This is a genomic window from Paenibacillus sp. SORGH_AS_0306, assembly GCF_030819345.1.
Taxonomy (GTDB): Bacteria; Bacillota; Bacilli; order Paenibacillales; family Paenibacillaceae; genus Saccharibacillus; species Saccharibacillus kyungheensis.
Window position 1 is genome coordinate 2,578,722 of record NZ_JAUTBP010000001.1, and the last position, 22,747, is coordinate 2,601,468.

18 protein-coding genes and 1 other annotated feature are annotated in these 22,747 nt (G+C 37.4%); of the genes, 2 read left to right on the plus strand and 16 right to left on the minus strand.

Annotation, left to right across the window (positions count from 1 at the left end; translation table 11 throughout):
- Window positions 1-5: 5 nt before the first annotated feature.
- The 7 genes from der to QE450_RS11200 all read right to left on the minus strand — a co-directional run bounded on the left by der (window position 6) and on the right by QE450_RS11200 (window position 6,640).
- Window positions 6-1,331: a ribosome biogenesis GTPase Der gene (gene der / locus QE450_RS11170; RefSeq protein ID WP_274172408.1), complete on the minus strand. Its 1,326-nt coding sequence runs from the start codon at window positions 1,329-1,331 to the stop codon at window positions 6-8.
- A gap of 316 nt (window positions 1,332-1,647) precedes the next feature.
- On the minus strand, window positions 1,648-2,883 hold the full coding sequence (gene rpsA, locus QE450_RS11175) for a 30S ribosomal protein S1 (RefSeq protein WP_204823499.1): 1,236 nt from the start codon (window positions 2,881-2,883) through the stop codon (window positions 1,648-1,650).
- Window positions 2,884-2,956: 73 nt separating this feature from the next.
- Entirely contained in the window at window positions 2,957-3,535 is a 579-nt protein-coding gene (locus QE450_RS11180) for a lysophospholipid acyltransferase family protein (protein WP_204823498.1), read from the minus strand.
- A gap of 3 nt (window positions 3,536-3,538) precedes the next feature.
- Window positions 3,539-4,240, minus strand: coding sequence for a (d)CMP kinase (cmk, locus tag QE450_RS11185; RefSeq protein WP_373461972.1), 702 nt, complete (start codon window positions 4,238-4,240; stop codon window positions 3,539-3,541).
- A 110-nt stretch (window positions 4,241-4,350) separates the two neighbouring features.
- Entirely contained in the window at window positions 4,351-4,995 is a 645-nt protein-coding gene (locus tag QE450_RS11190) for a flagellar brake protein (protein ID WP_307299381.1), read from the minus strand.
- A gap of 205 nt (window positions 4,996-5,200) precedes the next feature.
- A complete protein-coding gene (prsW, locus tag QE450_RS11195; RefSeq protein ID WP_204823492.1) occupies window positions 5,201-5,899 on the minus strand; it encodes a glutamic-type intramembrane protease PrsW in 699 nt (232 codons plus the stop codon).
- 129 nt (window positions 5,900-6,028) lie between these two features.
- Window positions 6,029-6,640 (minus strand): genetic competence negative regulator, encoded by a 612-nt coding sequence (locus tag QE450_RS11200; RefSeq protein ID WP_069327899.1) that lies wholly within the window; start codon window positions 6,638-6,640, stop codon window positions 6,029-6,031.
- 397 nt (window positions 6,641-7,037) lie between these two features.
- On the opposite strand from QE450_RS11200, the gene QE450_RS11205 reads away from it, so the two are divergent.
- Window positions 7,038-7,937: a polysaccharide deacetylase family protein gene (locus QE450_RS11205; protein ID WP_273612880.1), complete on the plus strand. Its 900-nt coding sequence runs from the start codon at window positions 7,038-7,040 to the stop codon at window positions 7,935-7,937.
- A 91-nt stretch (window positions 7,938-8,028) separates the two neighbouring features.
- On the opposite strand, the gene QE450_RS11210 is transcribed toward QE450_RS11205, so the two are convergent.
- Together QE450_RS11210 and QE450_RS11215 are read right to left on the minus strand one after the other, a co-directional pair.
- Window positions 8,029-8,469: a hypothetical protein gene (locus tag QE450_RS11210; RefSeq protein WP_273612881.1), complete on the minus strand. Its 441-nt coding sequence runs from the start codon at window positions 8,467-8,469 to the stop codon at window positions 8,029-8,031.
- The gene (locus QE450_RS11215; RefSeq protein WP_307299385.1) at window positions 8,466-9,059 is read right to left on the minus strand and encodes a type II CAAX endopeptidase family protein; all 594 of its coding nucleotides are present in this window, start codon (window positions 9,057-9,059) and stop codon (window positions 8,466-8,468) included. The genes QE450_RS11210 and QE450_RS11215 overlap by 4 nt, the downstream gene beginning before the upstream one ends.
- A gap of 234 nt (window positions 9,060-9,293) precedes the next feature.
- Window positions 9,294-9,523: a binding site (T-box leader), on the plus strand.
- A 208-nt stretch (window positions 9,524-9,731) separates the two neighbouring features.
- On the opposite strand from QE450_RS11215, the gene serA reads away from it, so the two are divergent.
- Window positions 9,732-11,324: a phosphoglycerate dehydrogenase gene (gene serA / locus QE450_RS11220; protein ID WP_274172405.1), complete on the plus strand. Its 1,593-nt coding sequence runs from the start codon at window positions 9,732-9,734 to the stop codon at window positions 11,322-11,324.
- A gap of 131 nt (window positions 11,325-11,455) precedes the next feature.
- Here serA and QE450_RS11225 read toward each other — a convergent pair whose 3' ends face one another.
- From QE450_RS11225 to QE450_RS11255, 7 genes are all read right to left on the minus strand, one after another.
- Window positions 11,456-13,564: an alpha-galactosidase gene (locus QE450_RS11225; RefSeq protein WP_307299387.1), complete on the minus strand. Its 2,109-nt coding sequence runs from the start codon at window positions 13,562-13,564 to the stop codon at window positions 11,456-11,458.
- A gap of 42 nt (window positions 13,565-13,606) precedes the next feature.
- Window positions 13,607-14,452 (minus strand): carbohydrate ABC transporter permease, encoded by an 846-nt coding sequence (locus tag QE450_RS11230; protein WP_301262217.1) that lies wholly within the window; start codon window positions 14,450-14,452, stop codon window positions 13,607-13,609.
- Window positions 14,453-14,476: 24 nt separating this feature from the next.
- Window positions 14,477-15,367: a carbohydrate ABC transporter permease gene (locus QE450_RS11235; protein WP_307299389.1), complete on the minus strand. Its 891-nt coding sequence runs from the start codon at window positions 15,365-15,367 to the stop codon at window positions 14,477-14,479.
- A gap of 91 nt (window positions 15,368-15,458) precedes the next feature.
- Window positions 15,459-16,772 carry an ABC transporter substrate-binding protein gene (locus QE450_RS11240; protein WP_307299391.1) on the minus strand — a complete coding sequence of 438 codons (1,314 nt, stop codon included), beginning with the start codon at window positions 16,770-16,772 and terminating at the stop codon, window positions 15,459-15,461.
- A 116-nt stretch (window positions 16,773-16,888) separates the two neighbouring features.
- Window positions 16,889-18,517, minus strand: coding sequence for a response regulator (locus QE450_RS11245; RefSeq protein WP_307299392.1), 1,629 nt, complete (start codon window positions 18,515-18,517; stop codon window positions 16,889-16,891).
- Complete coding sequence (locus QE450_RS11250) at window positions 18,514-20,244, minus strand: sensor histidine kinase (protein ID WP_307299394.1); 1,731 nt, start codon at window positions 20,242-20,244, stop codon at window positions 18,514-18,516. The genes QE450_RS11245 and QE450_RS11250 overlap by 4 nt, the downstream gene beginning before the upstream one ends.
- 172 nt (window positions 20,245-20,416) lie before the next feature.
- Window positions 20,417-22,681: a carbohydrate-binding protein gene (locus QE450_RS11255; RefSeq protein ID WP_307299396.1), complete on the minus strand. Its 2,265-nt coding sequence runs from the start codon at window positions 22,679-22,681 to the stop codon at window positions 20,417-20,419.
- Window positions 22,682-22,747: the final 66 nt, after the last annotated feature.

Sequence of the window (22,747 nt, forward strand, 5' to 3'; positions counted from 1 at the left end):
TCTCCTTAATTATCTGATGCTGATTTTCGACGTGTAAATATTCGAATCGGCGTACCGATAAAGTCAAATGCCGCTCGAATTTTATTTTCCAAATAACGCTCGTACGAAAAGTGCATCATTTCAGGTTCATTTACAAATACGATAACGGTTGGTGGCTTAACTGCAACTTGAGTTACATAGTTAATACGCATCCGTTTCCCTTTATCTGTAGGTGGAGGATTAATAGCAATTGCATCAGATACTACATCATTTAATAAATGAGTAGGAATACGCAATGCATGTTGTTCAGCAACTTGTTGTACAACCGGTAACAATTTGTGAACACGTTGTTTGGTCAATGCAGACAAAAATACAACAGGCGCATAACTCATAAATAAGAAATGATCGCGAATATTCGATTCGAATTGACGCATCGTTTTGTCATCTTTTTCAACAACATCCCATTTATTGACTACAAATATAGCTGCTTTACCTGCATCATGTGCATATCCAGCTACGTGTTTGTCCTGGTCGATAATACCTTCTTCACCATTGATTACAGTTAATACAACATCTGCACGTTCAATCGCTTTCATCGCACGCATTACACTGTATTTTTCTGTATTCTCATAGACTTTACCACGCTTACGCATACCTGCTGTATCGATCAATACATAACGTTGTCCATCACGTTCAAAAGGTGTATCAATCGCATCACGAGTCGTACCTGCTACATTACTTACAATAACACGTTCTTCTCCCAAAATTGCATTCACCAATGAAGATTTACCTACATTTGGACGACCGATTAGAGCTACACGAATAACATCGTCGCCGTATTCATCTTCAACCGTTTCAGGTAATTCTTTGACAACCGCATCTAGCAAATCACCCATACCACTACCATGACTTCCTGAGATTCCAATCGGATCGCCAAATCCTAAATTATAAAATTCATAAATATCATTCATACGACCCATGTTATCTACTTTATTAATCGCAACAACAATAGGCTTGCCTGAACGATATAGTATTCCAGCTACTTCTTCATCAGATTGAGTCAATCCGCTTTTGACATCACACATAAATACGATAACATCTGCTTCTTCGATTGCAAGTTCAGCTTGCATACGAATCGACTTCAGCATCATATCTTCCCCATCTAATTCGATACCTCCGGTATCAATAACACTGAATGCTTTACCATTCCATTCAGATGTTCCATAGATACGGTCACGCGTAATACCAGGTTTATCTTCGACAATTGCTAGCCGATCACCGATCATGCGGTTAAATACTGTGGATTTTCCCACATTCGGGCGGCCCACGATTGCAACTACAGGTCTTGCCATACGATCCATTCCTCCTGTTCATTCTTTCCGCTTTTCATCATAGCAAAAAACATTGCACTTGGCTAACATTATGATGAACTTTACAACGGATTCATTTATTCCTTTAAAAGCAATAATCGACGAATCCATTGCGGATTCGCCGATTGATTGAGTGACTTTTACTAGAAAGGCGGTCGCTTTACTATCAATGGACCGTCCATAAAAAGCCCGTACTATGATTTAGATTATTTTGCGAGAAAATCACTCGCTTATGATTAAGGAGTAAACGTCATTAGAACGTTGACGTTTACCGAGCGAGAAAATCACTCGCTCGTAATCACTTGAATTTGCTTAGTTTGTCACCGAAACGTTCGCCAAGAGTGATGCTCAATCCTTGGTTGCTTAAAGATACGTTAGGGTTGTTTAATTCTTCTTGTTTAGGAGCTCTGTCGCCACGGTTGTTGCTGCGTTCTGGTTTAGCAGATTGCGCAGGAGCTTCTTCTGTTTCTTTAATACTCAAGCTAACACGTTTTTCTTCAGTGTTCACATCAAGTACTTTAACAGAAACCGTTTGTCCTTCTTCAAGAACTTCTTGTGGAGTACCAATGTGTTTGTGAGAGATTTGGGAAATATGAACCAAACCTTCTACTCCTGGAGCGATCTCAACGAAAGCACCGAAGTTCACAAGACGTTTTACTTCACCAGTAACGATATCACCGATGTTGAATTTGTCAGAAGCTGAATCCCAAGGTCCTGGTTGAGCAGCTTTGATACTCAAGCTGATTTTACCTTTTTCAGGGTCAACACGAAGTACTTTTACTTTGACTTCGTCGCCTTCAGACAATACATCAGATGGTTTGTCTACGTGATTCCAAGCGATCTCAGATACGTGAACCAAACCGTCTACGCCGCCAACGTCTACAAAAGCACCGAATTGAGTCAAGCGTTGTACTGTACCTGTCAATTCTTGTCCTTCTTTAAGACTTTCCATCACTGTGTGTTTGTTAGCTTCGTATTCAGCTTCCAAAACATCTTTTTGTGAAAGAATGACTTTGTTGTTTTCGCGATCCAATTCTTTTACTTTAACGCGCAAAGTGCGTCCTTTGTAATCGCTGAAATCTTCTACGAAATGACGTTCTACCATAGAAGCCGGGATAAAACCGCGTACGCCAACATCAGCAACTACGCCACCTTTAACCACGTCTGATACAGTCACTTCAAATACTTCGCCTGATTCGAAATTCTTTTCAAGAACTTCCCAAGCATTTTCGCTATCAATCGCACGTTTGGAAAGAACCAATTTCTCTTTCTCATCGTCGATACTTACAACTTTACATTCTACTTCTTGTCCTACTTCAACAGCTGCAGCAGCATTGTCTACTTGTAGTGAAGAAAGTTCACGGATCGGAATGATACCGTCATATTTATATCCGATGCTTACATAAGCTTGGTTATCTTCAATTTTGACGATCGTTCCTGTGACAGTGTCACCTTTGTTCAGTGAGACGAACTGATCAAGCGCCTCCTGGTTTGTAACTTCGGTAGTTTCTTGGTTATTATTTTCTTCCGACATGTCAATACCCTCCTCAATTCAAACCCCATTTATTTAAACCCGCAAAATGCAGAGTTCAAAACATCATTAAACATTATTGATTTTCTTGAATTAATTGGCGTATAGCTAGCATGATTTTGTCTGTCGCTTCATCTACAGTACCTATTGCCCCTTTACCTCGATAATCATCAAGATTAATAGGTGGCCCATAGACTACTTTTGTTTTGCCGAATAGCTTGTAATGACCTACAATCGCTACAGGCACGACAGCCGCATCTGTTCGTAGTGCAAAGCTTGCAGCACCATTTTTGGCAGCAGCATCCCCTGCATTACGACTACCTTCAGGAAAAATCCCCAATACACCGCCTTCACGTAAAATCAGAAGAGATGTTTTGATCGATTCTTTACTTACACCGCCACGTTTGACAGGATAAGCACCAAGTTGTCTAATCAAAGGTCCCAAAACAGGAACTTTGAATAACTCTTCCTTAGCCATAAAGCGAACTTTACGATTCAGCATAATGCCTACAGTAGGTGGATCCAAATTACTAATATGATTAGAACAAAGTAATACTCCACCTTGCTCGGGAACATGCTCTTTGCCTACAGCTTTTAGCCTAAATAAAAACATATACAAAATGCGTAGAATCGTACTACAAATGGTGTATACCATGAATCAGACTCTCCCTGACTGCACACTCTGTGCCATTGCAATAATACTTTCAACAACTTCTTCGATAGACATCGAAGTCGTATCCAGCACTGTTGCGTCTTCTGCACAAACGAGCGGAGAAAATTCACGCTGTTCATCCAATTGATCGCGCGCTGCAATTTCACGTTCAAGTTGCTCTAATGTAATACTTTCCGAACCATCCATTTCTGCAAATCTTCGTCTTGCTCGCTCTTGGACAGTAGCAGTCATAAATACTTTTACTTCTGCATCCGGAAGCACATGAGTACCGATATCGCGTCCATCCATTACAACGCCTTTGCGCAAAGCCATTTGCCGCTGTAAAGTTGCAAGCTTCACTCTCAGCCCCTCGATTTGCGCATATCGTGACACAATCCGGTTTACGGCAAGACTACGAATATCTGCTGTAACGTCTACTTCATTAGCTAGAACTTTTTGTCCATGTTCATCCGGTATCAATTCAATCACCAGATTCTTCGCCTCTTGAAGCACTTCTACAGTATTTTCTGGATCGATATTTCGCTGTAGCATATGCCATGTTACTGCTCTGTACATTGCACCGGTGTCCACATATACGTAACCGAGACGTTTAGCCACTAATCGGGCTATTGTACTTTTACCAGCCCCAGCAGGACCGTCAATCGCAATGTTCATTTTCCCGCTATATTCTAATGCTTGGCGTACCAATCGGGAATCCCCCTCAACCTTCATACTACAACTCGCTAAAAAAGCAGGCATTGCCTGCGACAAGCAAATTATACCACAGTCCTATATAACATGCAAAAACCCCGAGTCATTTACAACACTCTAAAATCGAATTGGCGTTCAAAACAATAGCGGATCATTTTTTGCCGATCGGTTTCCGATATCACTGTATACTCCAATAAATATCTTGGTGTAAGTGATGTGGAGTCAAGCACATTCATTACTTTCGCTGTTAATGGAATATGATCGATCTTTCCATTTTTCATATGGATCAATAACCAGCATTCTAAAACATCATTTTTTTGCACTTTGTTCATTACATCTGTTGTAAATGATAAACCGCCAGCGCTTACATTATCAGTGATAGCTACAAATCGATGATCTTCTTTTTTGACTGCTACTTCTATTTGTGCTTTGACTCGTAAATATTGCCGTCTTTGAACGACTGAAATTTCTTCTTGAAGAGGTTTGCGAATACGACTCAAGGAAGAGGTGGAATCGAAGCCTGTTACAATAGTACTGAAATAATGTTTGATTTCGTTGTCGATTAAATAATAAGCATACAACTCTTCGCCCAACGTTAACTTTTTGCCAGAAGAAGATTTTTTATGACTTAATGGGCCGATATATAATGAATCGTCATCCGCTCGTCCTACAATCGATTGATATATCTCTGTCTGATCTCCTTCTACCGCTTGAAATTGAAAATAAATCATGTCACCCGACTTCACTGACATCCTTTCTTCCCCCTTGAACAATATCTAACCATTTCTATACTTTTTCTATATTTCTGCCTTGTTTCTTTATGATCATATAGTTATACGAATTATACCATCTTGTTGTATAAATGATACTTCATAAATTGCTATTTTAGACAAAAAAAAGCAATCACACTTTTCTGTACTATAGCTACAGATTAGCGGATTGCTTTTGATGACAATATTACAAATTAACTTCTTCCTCACGTTTGATAAAGCGGAAAGGTGAACGGTTGCTCGCTCGGGTGATCTTACTCATTCCTCCATACCAGAGAACGATCATCAACGGGATAATGTACCATAACCAATATTGACTCATCATATGCAAAATCAGATCGTATAATCCATGCCAGAAAATAGGAAGAATTAATCCTAAAGCAAGGAATATATTACGTTTGCGTTTGGTAGTAGTAAATTTGGCTTTACCAATATAGTCACCCATGATCACTCCAAAGAGCGCATGTCCTGAAACAGGAAGCAATCCCCGTAACAATAACGACATGACTGACATCGAGTTATATAAGGCATATAGCACATTTTCCAAAGTTGCAAATCCTAATGATAGCGCTACTGTATACAGTATTCCATCATAAGGCTCGTCAAACTCTGTATGATTGTACAAAATATGATAGATAATAAACCATTTGGCAAATTCTTCTACACCTGCTGAAGTGAGAAAGGAAAACACATAAGGACTATCGCCTAATCCAAGCACCATAGCCCGTTGTATAATCATAAGCGGGAATACAATCGCCACGCCTAAGAAAAAGAATTTGATAACCAAATGGAGTGGTTCTGGTTCATATCTGTCCTTGAGGTAAAAATAGATCAACAGAGCAATACCCGGAGCTATTGCTGCCATCATGATCGAAAATAAAGACACTCGATATTCTCCCTCCATTCTTGCGTAAACCCAGTCCGACGTTGTGCCAAATCATAATATTAGGAACTCCTTCCGGTCGGTTCACGCTATGAAGATGAAGGATATACCTGAGGTGCCTTTATATTGGACTTAGTCGTTACGATCAAAATGTTCACAGATTGTCGCAATTGCATTTTCAGCCATAACAACTTTTCCGTATTCTTCTAATACTGCTTCCGTTAACGATGTGGTATCGCCAAATTCAGCTAATACCGCGATCAAAGCGGCGTGTTTGGTCAAATCAACATCCGCAGGATCCATAGTCAAAATCCATTTATCTTTATAATGGTACAGCCGTCCGGCTTCAGTGACATTTTTGGAGAGAGTATGAGCTGCTTCGATAAGAACTTCAAAATCTTTGAAAGAATACGCAATAAAATCAGTTTCTTCTAGCGTAACTTCCATTTCATATATTTCGTCAGCCATATCTTCTTCATTGATCGTGCCCAAGTGTTGGTCATACTTGCCACGCGTCACGATAACAACCATTCCTTGCGCAGGAAGTGCAAATACTTCGACTGCAAGAGGACCGGTAGCATCAAATCCAAGCTCGCTATAAGCTTGATCCATCATTTCGGTAAAAAGATCATGGACTTTTGGAATTTCCTGCCACATGTCTTCTTTTTGAATTCCACGCTCAGTAAGATCATCAAACGTAAGGAAAATCCGTATTTTGTCTGAGCTTAGTCGTTCTATTTTCATAATAGGATCCCCCTTGGAAAACATAGGTCATAACCATCGTAGAATACAGGTTATGTCACTGCCTATTTATATCGATGATAGATATAGCAATGCTATATTAGGTATGTTACCATTTATTATCCTTAAATGCACGCACTAAAACGCCTGAATAAGAATAATACGTATTGTCAATCTTTTTTTCGGAATTTGTTTCATTTCTTCCTCTTTTGGTTTAAAAGATAGTTTGTGCATTTAACGTCGACTGCTATTTATGGCTATATTGTAACTTATCGTTACATATTTATGGTTGACCTTACGTATGCTTTAAGGATTTAATTTACATATGCGGAATTTTGCTCCACCGTGCTTTTGATTGATTTTATTTTCTAACAATTCAGACAGAAAAGAGCGTGAATGTATGTTAAAAAAAACAGCAAGTTGGTTGTTGTTATCTGTAATTATGTTGTCTGCTTGTAGCAATCAAGCTCCAGCATCCACTACAGAGACACCTGCCGCCACTACCGAACAAAGTACTAGTAACACACCTGCAACAACGCCAGAAAGTAGCGAAACAGCTACCACACCAGCAACCGAGGGTACAACTTCTACTGAAGCGACTACACCTGAGCAGTCTTCTGAAAGCACAACTGCTAAAGATACTGAAGCTACCGCTCCTGCTGAGTATACATATCATATGAACAAAAATTATGATATCGTACCTAACGAAGAATCCAAAGAAACTCCTAAAAAAGTAGTTCTTTTGACTTTTGATGACGGTCCGAAAGAGAAAAAAATGATCAATAGTATGATGGATACATTGGACAAACATCATGCCAAAGCGATCTTCTTCGTAAATGGCTATCGGATCAAAACTCATCCTGAACTGCTGAAGCTAATTCATGATCGTGGTGGTATTATCGGTAATCATACACAAGATCATATCGTACTTAAACATGAATCCAAAGCTAAAGTAACCCAGCAAATTGAAGACACTCAAAAGCTGATTGAAGATACGATTAATGAAGCACCGCGCTTTTTACGTGCTCCAAATGGTGCTACCAACGATACAGTACATGCATTAGCGAAAAAACATGACATGCTGTATATGAACTGGTCTGTAGGTTCACTTGACTGGGTCAATCAAAAAGATCCGGACGCTGTTATTTCGAACGTTATGGATCAATTGCACTCCGGCAGTATTATTTTGATGCATGAATTGCCTTGGACGGTAGAAGCTTTGGATGAACTTTTGACCAAGCTTGAAGCTAAAGGTTATACCTTTGTTGATCCAAATGCGATTGAACCTAAAATGCGTTAATTCACTTTAAACAATGATAAAAAGCAAGGGCACCGTTGAATAACTGGTGCCCTTGCTTTTTTCATGTTCATAATGATAACCAAGCTAGTTATTATAGACCTGAACGACCCGCTAAATTCTGAAGCCAGTACCAATTCGGCATAAACCCAGACAGCTTAATCCCCCACCATAACAACATAATCGTCAATGCAACAAATAAGAAAATAAGATACCCGTAAAAAAACTTGGCAATTTTAATTTTGCGAGATGGATAAATCGTACTTCTAGGTACGTAATCTTTATCTTTTTCGTTCTCTTCTTCGTCTGTTTCACTAACTTCACCTGTTCTAGAACGCGTCAACACTCCTTGTTCGTTGATAGCTCCACGAACAGTGTTGGTAGCATTCTTTTTACGACCCGCAGGTAAGCGAATACGACTTCCTGTTAGAAGCCCTTCTTCTCCAGAACTATATCTGGCTACTCTACTCGATTGTCTGCTTTCTCGTGTTGCTGTATTACTATAACGTTCTAACCTGCTTAGGCGCTCGCTCATTTTTCCCTCCGCAATGAAATAATTAGACCGGATATCAGGTCAATCGCAAAGTGACATAATATAGGTGCCCACAATGTTCCGGATTCAATATATATATACCCAAGTGCGTAGCTACTGACGAATACCCATGCTGTAGGAATCCAATGTCGTAGGTAACGGAAATGAATAGCTGCAAATATAATGCTGGTCCAATAAGGCCCAACTGCATATTGAATAGCTCCACGGAACAATATTTCTTCGCAGACCCCTACCAGTAGTGTAATAATAATAATATGCCATAACGGGCGATTTTTGAAGATCATTTCATTAATTCCGCCATCGTCCATACTATTTTCAGGAACAACTTTGGAAATAAATAGATCTACGACGAGCATCAGCGCTGCAAGTCCCAATCCCCATGCGATAAAAGTAAGTTCTGTTGGCAATTGTAATAATGTTAAAGGGTTGCGTCCTTGTAACCAAATCCATATCAATCCAACAAGCAAGGTCAAGCCTTGAGTTAAATACAAATTAATCAATAATAATTTATCGGTTAATTGTTCAGGTTGTACGCGTTTAATTTTGAATGAACGGAACTTGCTTTTTCTCATAATCACAATCCTTTGGCTGCATAAAATAGTGTATCGGTCTATTATATCACTTTATTGAATACAAGCTTCTATCTCTGCTCCTAATTATTCAAGATTGGCTGTTCTCACATCTTTACGTTAGAATACAATTATCGTTTCGTGTAAAATTCATTTTGAAATTTTCTGATTACTTTCTCTCTTTGCTGTATTGACATGATATGTAACCCATGTTACATTATGAAAAATTAAATGATTCTAACGTCTATGAAGGAAAAAAGTAGCATGATGGTTTTCAGAGAGCCGGTGGTTGGTGCAAACCGGTAAGCCAAATGTTATCTTTGAGCGATCCTGAGTCACTGTATTGAAATCAAGTAGGTACAGTCGGTTGATCCCGTTAGCGATCCGGTCAAAACATTGACCATAAGGCTGATTCTTGTGAGAGAACAGCGAATTAGGGTGGTACCACGACAGCTCTCGTCCCTTTGCTACAGTAGTAGTGTGCGGATGAGTGCTTTTTTTGTATGATTTTCACTTTCATGCGGTAGTGCGTTCACCCGTTGAACTTTCAAATTCAATTAGGTACGATATTAACATTGTATCGCTGTTTTAGCGCTGACAGCAGATACGAATGTTTATATAGATGATAACTCATTATTTTACAGAGACTGACCATTTTGGAGGAGGAAAGAAATAATGTTTAAGGTATTGGTATCAGACCCGATCAGTGATCTAGGAATTCAACAATTGGTAGATGCTCAAGATATTATTGTGGATAAGCAGACTGGACTTAGCGAAGATGAATTAGTCGGTATTATCGGTGACTACGATGCTCTACTTGTACGTAGTCAGACGACAGTAACCAAAAAAATCATGGAAGCTGCCACCAAGCTCAAAGTCGTTGGACGTGCGGGCGTAGGCGTAGACAATATTGATCTAAATGCTGCAACAGAACGCGGTATCATTGTGATTAATGCACCAGACGGTAACACCATTACTACCTGTGAACATACTTTTGCGATGATGATGGCTCTTGCTCGTCATATCCCTCAAGCTTATGCCAAAACGATTGGCGGTACTTGGGATCGTAAATCTTTCCTCGGGGTTGAATTACGTAACAAAACATTAGGCGTACTGGGTATGGGCCGCATCGGTAGTGAAGTAGCGAAGCGTGCCAAAGCATTCGGTATGGAGATTCTAGGATATGATCCTTTCTTAACACAAGAACGTGCAGATAAAATGGGCGTTACTTTAGCGAGTGTCGATGAAATTATACGTAATGCTGATTTTATGACGGTACATACACCGTTAACACCAGAAACGAAACATATGATCTCTACAGCACAATTCCAGGTCATGAAAAAAGGCATGCGTATTATTAACTGTGCACGTGGCGGTGTAATCGACGAGACGGCTCTAATCACTGCTGTAAATGATGGTATTGTTGCAGGTGCTGCTTTTGACGTATTCGAAAGCGAACCTCCTCAAGCTGATCATCCATTTTTGAGTCATCCGCAAATTATCGTTACTCCACATCTAGGTGCATCTACGATTGAAGCACAGGAAAATGTAGCGATTGATGTATCCGAGCAAGTATTACACATTTTACGTGATGAGCCGTTCAAAAATGCGGTTAATATGCCTCCAGTAGCTGCAAGTGTGATGAACAAATTACAACCTTACTTCTCCCTCGGTGAGAAACTAGGTAGTTTTGCTGCTCAAATGGCAACGCAAGCGATTCAAGAAATCCGTATCGATTATGCAGGCGATCTATCTGAAGTCGATACACAACCATTAACACGTTATATTCTAAAAGGGATTCTTGCCCGTCATATGGGTGATGAAGCGAATATCGTGAACTCGATGCACCTTGCCAAAGTACGTGATCTTAATGTGATTATTACAAGCGCTCCATCGACAAAAGGCTTTACGAACTTGATCACTGTGAGTCTTAAAGGACAAAATGGTGAAGAACCTCGTGTAGCAGGAACATTGTTAGCAGGTTACGGCGAGCGTATCGTCCGTATCAATGATTACTCTGTCGATGTATTGCCAAGCGGTCACCAAATCTTGATCTCTCATACGGATAAGCCGGGTATTATTGGTAATGTAGGTTCATTGCTTGGACAAAAAGATGTCAATATTGCTTCAATGCAAGTAGGACGTAAGCAAGAAGGCGGCGAAGCGATTATGATCTTAACAGTTGATAAAGATGTCAACAAAGATGTTCTATCCGCTCTTGTCGAATTGCCTAACTTGAACAAAGCACAAGAAGTGGTACTGGTATAAAACACTTCTATTATAGTAGTGACTCATATCTTACTTCATAAAATCAGCAAAAAAGCCAGCTGTTTTAGGATATCATACCTAACAACAGCTGGCTTTTTATTTTGCTTTTCAGAATAAATTATGAACCCGTTCTATATACCATGTAGTTCATAAAGACGTGCCGAATATGCTGATGGTAATTCTATACTGAGTAGTCCAGTAATCGGATTCCACTCAAATGTACTGTCTTGTACAGCAGGATAAGCTTGTTTTATATACAGTTGTTTGTTAGTCCAATCAGATAAAGGTATAGATTGTACAGGTTCTCCTGTCATACGCCATACCGCCAAATAAATGACTTTATCACAATTCATTGCGAAGGCAAGCCAATCATCTCCAAAACTAGGTAAGCCTAATGGCCAAAAAGGTTGTCCTTGTGCTAACTGTTGACGGATCGTTTTGTAATACGTTATAGCTTCACGAATAAAGGCTATATGATCTGCTTGAATTTCTGCTATATGTCCACTTTGATGAATACGCAATAATAACGTATTAACCATATTCATAATCACTTCTTCGCTATGTCCATCACGCAATGGATAAGACCAGACAGCAGCTTGCTCTGGTGTCACAGCTGAAGCCGATGCAGCTGCAATCACAGCATTTTTGCGATAATCCGTTTGATCACTTGTTGATTGAATACTATGTCTACTGAGCAAAGCGTAATCCATTCTCAATCCACCACTACCACAGTTTTCAATCACAAGATCAGGATATTGTAACCAGATCTGATCAAGCCAGTTCAGATAGGCTTGATTATGTTGTAACAATCCATCTCCAAAACTATCTGCTTGCCATTCGGTGCCTACACCTGCATTGATATTATAATCCATTTTGATATAACCTACTTTGTATTCGTTCACTAAGCGGTTAATCACACGATTGGCATGCTCAATCACTCCTGGATGGCGGAAATCAAGCTGATAACGAGCATGATCAATAACACGATGTCCATGACGTGTAAAAAACCATTCGGCTGGCACTTGATCCGCTAACTCGCAAGCAACTCCCATCACTTCAAGTTCTAACCATAATCCCGGCACCATACCTTTTTGACGAATATATGCTAATACTTCTTCAATTCCATTAGGAAAGCGAGCTTGAGAAGGCAACCATTCCCCTACTCCATCCCACCAATAACCGTCTGAATACCAACCACAATCAATACAATAATATTCACATCCTATTTCAGCAGCGGCATCAATTAAAGGAAGCAATGCTTCTGTAGTCGGTTCTCCAAACAGACAATTCATATAATCGTTAAAAATGACAGGCAATTGTTGATTATCTTTATTAGGTCTACGGATAACACGACGATAATCTGTCAAAATGGCTAATGCTTGGTCTATACCTTTTGCTGATAAGGCAACACTAACAGCAACAGAAGTAAAGCTCATACCTGGTTGTAGATTTTTCCACCATTGATGTTCTTGTTCTGTCGGTCCGCTCGCCTGAATATACAACATGTCTACCATATCACTTATTTCCCAGTGCCAAGACCCATTGTGCTCAATTTGCCATGCTAGACCTGATCCAGTTTCTTTATTTTCGATATAAGCTAAAGGTAAATACTGAGAGCTTGACCATGTTCCTGTCGATTGATAACTCAATCGTTTCATCGAAAATTCATTGACATGATGCAACCCAAGCTGTGCTAGAGTATAGTGTTGCCATTGTACTTCACCGTACCACGTATTATGGGGAATCGATAATTGATAACGCTGATCTCTCGGTTGCTTCCCGCCGGGCAATAACCCTGTATACACAAACGATGAAACATATTCTAATCCAACCGATTGGTTTCCTTTATTCGTAATAGTGGTCCAACAACGAATTACTGGAATTTGATTATAAAACTGAATATGAACTTCTACTTCTAAATCTGTTTTTACATCTATCATCTGAAATACAAGTTTTCGACCTTTATCTGTAGGCATATCTTCTATCTGCTGTAAATGAAGCCTTTTAGCAGGTAATGTACCGGTGTGCTTAGAACCATGATGATCATCGTGATTTTCACCACTGGCTTGTATTTCTACCATTCTGAATTTAGCTCTCTTTTTTTCAGACCATTGCTTGGCTTCTGGATAAGCATGTGTCCCAATATACAATAATCGTACATCTTGGTCTTCAGTAATTTCGATTAATATATGAATACCATTTTCTTCAATTTCTAACCATTGAGCGGGTTGTAAAAACATAAAGTAGGCTCCTAGTTCATTATTTTTGTGATTGCGTTATAGTTAACCTTTTACTGCACCTGCTGTCATACCTTCTACAAGGAAACGTTGTAGAAATAAAAACATAATAACTACAGGAAGTACGCTCAATACAGAAGAAGCCATCATGCTACCCCAATCGGTCTGATACAATCCTTTAAATAAGTATATTCCCGGTGTTAGTGTACGGTGCTGTTCATCATTAATAAATACGAATCCGAACATAAATTCATTCCATGAATTCAAAAACCCGAACATACTTGTAGAGACTAGACTGGGTAATGACACAGGTAACAAAATCCGAAAAATAGTACCTACTCGTGTGCAACCATCGATTTCAGCGGACTCTTCCATATCAATTGGAATCGAGTCAAAAAAACCTTTCATCATAAATGTACATAAGGGTACTGTAAATGTTGTATATGCCAATATAAGCGAACTATACGTATTAATTAAATGAAGTTCTTTCATCGTTAGGTATAAAGGAATTAATAATAATACTCCTGGAATCATCTGTGAGAGTAACATCGCTACACCAAACAACTTCACACCGCGAAAGCGAACAAATCGACTTAACGCATATCCTGCAAAAATAGAAATGATCAACGATGCTGCTGTTACTACTAAAGAAACATATACGCTATTTTTGAAAAAGGTTAAAAAGCTAGAACTTGTTAATACATTAGTAAAGTGTTCTATTGTAGGATGCTGAATCAAAAAACTGGGTGTTAATGTACGAATCTCATTATCAGGTTTTAATGAAGTCACTACCATCCATAAGAATGGAAACAAACAATAGAAAGAAAATCCGATGAGTACAATATAAGTAATACTTTGTACTATCCATTGTTTCCGTTTGCTTATAAGCATATCTATCTACTCCTTACCTATAGTCTAGTTTTTAGATTTACGACTATTGATCACATAATACATAATAAATGCTGTCATCATTACTCCAAGCATCATAGAAGATAATGCCGAAGCATTTCCAAAGTTATAATCTTCCATCGCATAGCGATAAATCTGAATCGGCAACGTCTCTGAAGAATACAATGGGCCACCTTGTGTCATAATCCATATAAAGTCGAAGTTGATAGCTGTCCAAATTAAATGTACAAAAATAAGGGTTAACGATATCGTTTTTAATTGTGGTAATACGATATAAAAAAAGCGCACGCGGATGCCTGCACCATCAATAGCTGCTGCTTCCATCACTTCTTTGGATACAGTTTGTAATCCAGCTAATAAGCTGATTGTAAAGAAAGGAAAGCTTCTCCATATGTTTACAAAAACGATAGTGAATAAAGCAGTATTCATTTCTCCTAACCAATAGTACGGTTGATCAATGACGCCTAATTGGATCAACCAATAGTTAATTACGCCATAATCAGGTGCAAGCATCCATGTCCAAGTCATCCCTGCAATAACGATCGGCACTACCCACGGTATAATAATGATTCCACGAAATAATGTTCTCCCACGTATAGGTTGATTCAAAGCAATAGCTGAACTTAAACCAAGTATATATTCTCCAGTTACAGACAATAACGTCCAGATAATTGTATTTCGCAATGCAGTCAAAAAATATTCATTTGATAATACTTCTCGATAATTGGCTAAATGAGCAAAACCCGTTTGAGCTGCATTGAGCATATTTTTGAATTGAAAACTATCCCACACTACTGTAATTAAAGGGTACGCATTTAAAAGTAAAAAAAAAGCAAAAGCAGGTAAAACAAAATAATAAGCAACTAATCGTATTCGTTTTTCTCTCAATGTCAACATCATATTCACCACTTTTTTCAAGATAACCTAAATAGATAATGTGGTTTGAACAATATCTATTTAGGCTTTAGCTCGTTCAAGTTAAACGAAATTAACTGCCACTCAATTGATTGGTTTTTTGCAAATTCTCATTAATAGCTTGTGACAACCAACTAGCTATTTGTTCAGGTGAATCGTTTTTGAGCATCAAGCGAGCAATAGAGTCTTCCATTGATTGACTGATCCCACTTAAAGATACTGGCGGAAACGAAACGCCTTGGGATGTCAACTTCATAAACTCTTTGCCCCATTTATCACTTTCTACATCGGTTCGAGCAGATTTGGATGGGTTGACAGCTTGTTGATATTCTTTGCTCATTAAAAATGAAGCAAATTCCCAAGCTTGTTTGGTATGTTCGGTGTTATACACAAATAATGGCGCTACCTCCATAAACGTAGCTGGTCGGTCGCTATGCGGTGGAGCAGCAATTTTGACATCACTCATTCCTTCTGGATTTTCGGATGTACGTCCTTCAATCCAAGCTCCATTTACAACCATTGCGTATTGAGCCAATACAAAGTTCTGATCTTCTTCTTCCCAACCCCATGTTTTGGCATTAGGATCTACTACTTGTTGCGCATTCATATCTTTATAAAATTGGAACACTTCTGCTACTTTTTGTAATGCTTGCGGATTATCTTGCCACGTATTTTTATATTTTCCATCTGCTTGTTTTTCTGCTATAGATAGACCTTTTTGCGCTAAATATGTCATCAACTCTTGTGAAGCACGAACTCCTGTACCAGCAAATCCAAAAGCATATTTGTTCGTTTTTGCTTTGATAACAGGTCCCATTTGAAGTAACTCATCCCACGTTTTTGGTGGTGCATCATAACCAGCTTGTTTTAAAATATTTTCATGATATAGCAATGCTCTTATACCTAAATAGTTAGGCAAAGCTTTTACTTTTTCATCAATTGTTAACGCCTTCATTACATTTGGATAAAAAATATCTTTGTCTTTCCATTCATTCATATAAGGTGTCAAATCAGCAAGCGCATTCATTTGATTAAACTCGCCTACCCATTCGCCTAGCCCCCAACTAAGATCAGGAGAATCACCGGCTGTTATAGCAGCTACTAATTTGTCATGCAATACATCATACGTAATCACTTGTAGATTGATATTGATATCTGTATGTTCTTGATCGAACTTTTTGATCTGTTGTTCTATCGTTTTACCCTCCGTCGTACTAGGATCAAGTGCAGCCCAAAAATTTAAAGTTACTGCTTGATTAGTGGAACCTTCATTAGATGTTGTAGCGTTAGAAGCACTGCCACTACAGCCTGTCATCATAACAATTGCTGCCATAGCTACAATCGCTAACTTGCTCATCTTTTTGTATCTCATTGGTTGTTGTCTCATGGTCTTCTCCCCTTTGTATTTCATGAATGAAGTAGTTTCTGAATTTATTGTAAGCGATATCAATAATCCTTTATATGTGAATAAATTCAGATAAATGTTTAATTTATTCAACATTATTAAGACTCATTATTTTCGGTTTTATGATGTTGCTTAAATAGACTTGGTTGAGTACCTACTATTTTTTTGAAAACCTGACTAAAATAACGTGCATCGCTATATCCTACTTTTTCAGCAATTTCATATGTTTTTAAATCTGTGCTTACCAATAATGTTTTAGCTTTTTCTATCCTGATTTTTGTCAAAAACTCTAAAAATCCTTCACCTGTTTCGTTTTTAAATAACGTACAAAAATAATTTTTATTAATAAAAAATCGTTGTGAAATATTTTCTAAAGTGACAGTATTATAATTTTCTTGGCTGTATACTTTGATTGTTTTGATTAACTGACTACCTGATTTGGTACGTAGATTCCTGGAAACTTGTTGTACATGTAGCTCTATTATTTGTTGAAAGATATATTTTACTTTTTCAATATTTAGTTCTACTAAATGGAATTTGGCTTCTACTAATAACAGCATAATTTGAGCATGATCAGTGCTTGCTTCGACCCGGTTAAGTAACTGAACAATACCTATCTTGATTTCTCGACTACTCATCTTGTCGATTGCTTCCTTCTCAAATACGTGATTGAGCTGTTCTATAAATTGTTGTCCACTACGTTCTGATGCGGTTTCAATTGTAATTTTCAACAATGTATTTAGCTCTTTCCATATTTCTTCACCAACAGATTTGTGATGTTGAACTTCAGCTTCATCTTTACCAAAAAAAGAAATAGTATCTGTGTGGGATAGTGTTAAATGATCGATAGCATGAATCGATTCAGTATATGCTTTCTTTATAGCTGTAATACGCTGCTTTTTAGCACTCACACCAATTTTGATTGTAATATGCAAATAAGCAGTTAATGCAGTATGAATTCTTTTAAGCCAATGTGTAAACAAATGTTCCGATATATCTGCACGTACAAAAAATAAAAATTCATTCAATTCATTCAAGTTTCTAAACACTTCTGTTTCTGCATAATACGTTGCAACGTTTTCTTTAATAATATTTCGAGCAGCAAAATAAAAAATAGACAAATCTCCTTTGTAACGACTATTCATATTAGAGGTTAAATCAAATAATTTGATAGTAACGATATAATACGGATACTCTGGTAATGGAAATTTAAGTTGATCTGCTTCAACAATCAATTCATTTTCTTCTCGTTGCGCTGTACTTAAAAGATGACTTAACCATTCATCTTGCATTAATTGGATACCTTGATACAATCGAGCATTCTGATTACGAGATTCATGTTGTTGTTTGGATTCTTGTTTTATTTGCTCTTCTAATTTACTTAGTAAGATTAGCAATTCAGCTTCATTTAAAGGTTTGAGTAAGTAATCGACTACATTTAATAAAAAGGCAGGACGTGAATAATCAAAATCGTTATATCCGCTTAAAGCAATCGCTTTGGCAGTATAAGAGGAATTTTTTAACCATGCCAAAAATTCTAAGCCATCCATATGAGGCATTCGAATATCAGTTAAGATCACATCAGGTTGATGTTGTTCTACCATTTGACATGCTTCTTCTCCGTTATACGCATGACCTACAATAGACCAACCATAGTGCTCCCAATGGATACATTGTTTTAATTGATTGTGTATAGTCATTTCATCATCTACAATAAGAACTTTCATCTGGGGTTAAACTCCTTTAATGGCAGACGGAACACAATCATGGTTCCAGTACCTGCCTTACTATATACTTGTATGCCATATTGAGTTCCACAAATTAACTTAATACGTGTCTGAATATTAATTAATCCGATAGAATCTAATGTTTGTTGTGAAGCGGTATGATACTGCTCTAACACAGATGACAATTGGTGAATATTTTCTTCAGATATGCCTATTCCGTTATCTAATAATCGAATAATAATTTCAGAGTGAATATAGTCTATAGAAGCGGTAAGACGCATTAATTTCCTACTATTCAGCTGTGGAATTAATCCGTGTTCAACTGCATTTTCAATAACAGGCTGCAAAATAAGTTTGGGAATCCATACCGAGTTTATTTCAGGACTTACATGAATACGAATCCCTATGCCTTCTGGCAATCGCTTGTTGATAATTAATAAGTAATTACGAATATGAGAAATTTCACTTTTGACTTGAACCCATTCTTCATTGATATTGATATTGTATCTATACATATTGCTAAGCGATTGACAGATGATACGCATCTCTGGAACTTGATTTACAGCAGCAATATTAGAAATTAGTTGTAAGGTATTGAACAAAAAATGTGGCGATATCTGCGCTTGTAATGCTTTAATTTGTGACTGTTGATTGATCAATTGTAATTTCAATTCATAGTTCATATGATTTTGGATTTTGTCGATCATACGATTAAAATGTTTACTCAAAAATCCGATTTCATCATAAGCTAAAATCTGTACTCTAGCATTGTAATTACCTTTTTCGATTTCATTCATTTTTTTCCGAAGTTCAATAATAGGACGAGTGATACTATAACTCAGCAAAATAGATAACAAAATCATAATAACAAGCGAACCTATGATAATTGCAAATGCCAAATGTCGGAAAAAGATTAATTGCGGATTGGTTTGAAATTCATAATGCAAAATAAGACCATTTGAACCGAGTGGGGTTTGGATCATTTTGCTCTGTTTATCATTATCCGCATAATGATATGTCGTACCGATCTGACTATGATCAGAATGATAAATAATGTTTTGATCATGATCTGAAATAATAATTTTACCTTTATAAAAGGTATTGTATCGTTCTACCATCGTTGTGAATGGTTGTACTTGCATATCAATAGTTAACACAGCGAATGGATCACCCATCCATTTAATAGGATATAAATAATGAATAATAGGCTGATTATAAGGACTGTTATAATCAAATACGAGTGTTGGGGTTTTGTAAGGGGCATGCAAATGGTTAATTAGCGATTGATTATAAGAAGATTCTAATTGCAAATAATAATTAGGAAAAAATCCATTGTAATGTCTGCCTTGAAAATCAATTACATACATTCCTAAAATATGTTCGATATTAGAATTGTTATATATATTTAAATAAAATTGTTTGATTTGTAATCTTGTTTCATAATCCAATTCTTGTCGTGAATTAGACTTGCTAATAGTATGTAGACTGTTCACAAGTTCATATTGAGAATAGATTAAATAGGAGCTTTCTTGTAGCTGATCTAGATACTGCTCTAATTGGATTCTCAAATCTTGTTGGATTCGATTTTGAGCAATATTTTGGTCTTCTCGATCATTTTGAGAGATTTGATATAAAATAATAAGCGAAGTTAAAATTAGTGGACAAATCGTGGTAACTAGCATTGCTAATAAAATTTTTAAACGTACACTTTTATGCTTTATAGACATCAATCATCCCACCTCATTCTCGGATGTATTTATTATAATGAATATATTTAAAATTTAGTTAATATCTTGTCACTCTTATTTTCTTAGGTATGTAAGGATTAGGCATTGCGATTTTTGAAAGAAAACAGAGAGAAAACTGCCTTGTATCAGACAGTTTTCTCTGCAATGCCGTTTAACTTTGATTCGAAGAATAAACATCAGCTATAACTGAATCGTTATTTGCTATTGAATTGCCAGTATTATTAATAATCGGCATTGCGATTTGAATACGATCAATGTTTGGCGCATAGGCTGAAGCGTTAGTAAATTTAATCGTATTTGTACCTGCTTTCAAATTCACATCAAATACCATAGTCTTATAATTATTCCACTGACGCGTATTAAAGAAATTAGGACTTTGCGCTTGATTTCCATTAACTGTAATAGTAGCTACACGTTCGACAACGTTATTATTGTACGAATGTTCCCCTTTTACTTCTGCATTTGCAAATGTGACAACCATTCGGTACTTCCCTGCTTTTGGCGCAGTAATATCGTTAAATTGTAAAGTATTACTCGCTCCATTGCCGATATAACCAACATATTTTCCACCAGATGCTGCTGCATCATCTGTTACAATTGCAGTCCCTCCTAACACATTGCTGTTACTTTCAGCTTCATATGAATTGATCGCTGTTGTATTGGGGCTAATCTCTAAATAATCCAGATTCACTGCATCGGATTCATCCGTTGTGAAAGCATTGTAACTGATACGATTAATACCTGCATTTAAAAATACAGAAGTTGTTTTTGTATTCCATGTATTCCAATTTGCTGTAGAATCCAGATTAACAGTTGTTAAATCACTTCCATTGAGAACTAATTTTAATTGACGGGTAGTAGGTGCATTGCTAAATGGGCCAGCACTATAGCGCAGATTCAAATTATAATAACCATTTGTAGGTGCACTCACTATAAACTCTGTTGACGCATTATTTGTATTTCCATAACCTTCTACAAAATAAGTGCCAGAGTATCCTGTATTTGAACCATAAGTCACTTTAGCTGTTCCATTTAATTTTGCATATTCGGCTTCATAACGATTTGAACTGTTGTTAATGGTTTGGCTATTTGTATTAGGACTTACAATAATTTGATAAGCAGAAAGAGCTTTTAAATTATGAATAGGTACTGTAATCTGACCATTGGTAACTGGATAATTTTGCTCTTGCACACTATAAGGATCATTTGCAGGATTAGTACCTGAATTATCTACGCCTATAATAGATACATGCACATTTTTGCTCATGTATGATGCAGTATCCAAACCTTTAATCACAACATCTGTTGAGTATACATCTGAAGGATTAACAGAACCGCCAAATAGGATTCTAGCTTGTTTTTTATCGGGATCAAGAGCTGCTAATGCTTGTAGTGATCCATTGGTTGTTGGTGGAGTAACTGTAACCGTATGACCTGTTAATTGACCATACCATTTGTACAACCACCAACCGCCTGTAGGTTTATTGTTCTCGGTCACTAGATCATTTAATGTTCCGGCAGCCGTCCAATAAGCTAGCATTCCATCTACTTTGCTATTTTCTAAACGAGTCATCCATTGTATTAAATTACCAGGTACTCCAAGATCGCCAGAAATACGTGCATATTCGTTAATTGCAATCGGTGTAGCTGAAATTCCTAATTTTTTTTCAACATTACGATAATGATTATAATGGTTATACCAGTCTGTAAAGAAATCATTGCCCAGCTCATGCCATGTGGTGACATCCGGTAAAACATTATTATTTTTGGCATAAGTAAAGAAATCATTATAGAATTGAGCATGATAAGCAGCGAGATTTGGCCCAGCTATTTTGGCTTGAGAGTCCAATGAGCGAATATGATTATAGACTGTTTTCCAATCTGCAAAAAATTTATTTCTTGCTTCTTGTCCACTCGCATCATTGTAATTATTTATGCCTTGATACCAGATGCCATCAGGCTCATTAAAAGGAACATAGACGAATTTGGAATGATTAGGATCTGCTACTACTTTAGGTACCATCACATCAATCTTTTTCAAATAATCTTGTAATCCCAAGTTCTCATAAGGCCAATTTTCATAAATATCCTGCATATAAATTTGAATTTCTTTGCCGCCGGCTTTAATAAATTCCGGTGCTACTTTTAAAGCATCACCATTCGGATGTTGTGCGCCATCAGGAGCTTTTTGCGCAATCGCTTGAGGATTTAGAGGTGCTAGCATAGTAGATGAAGGAACTCCATCACTGCCCAACCCATATAAAAAACCAGATGCTCCGTACTTAATACTGCCAGTATTGCTAGCAAGGTCTACTACAATCTGCGGGCTAGCTGCTTTAGCTGATCCTGATCCTCCCCACATACTCACTAGTACAGTTGTCACTACTAAAACTGAACTCCACTTTCTACTTCTCATAGCATCAAGCTCCTTTTAACATATAGTTTTTACAACCATCAAAAAAGTAAGCGATTACATTTTCGT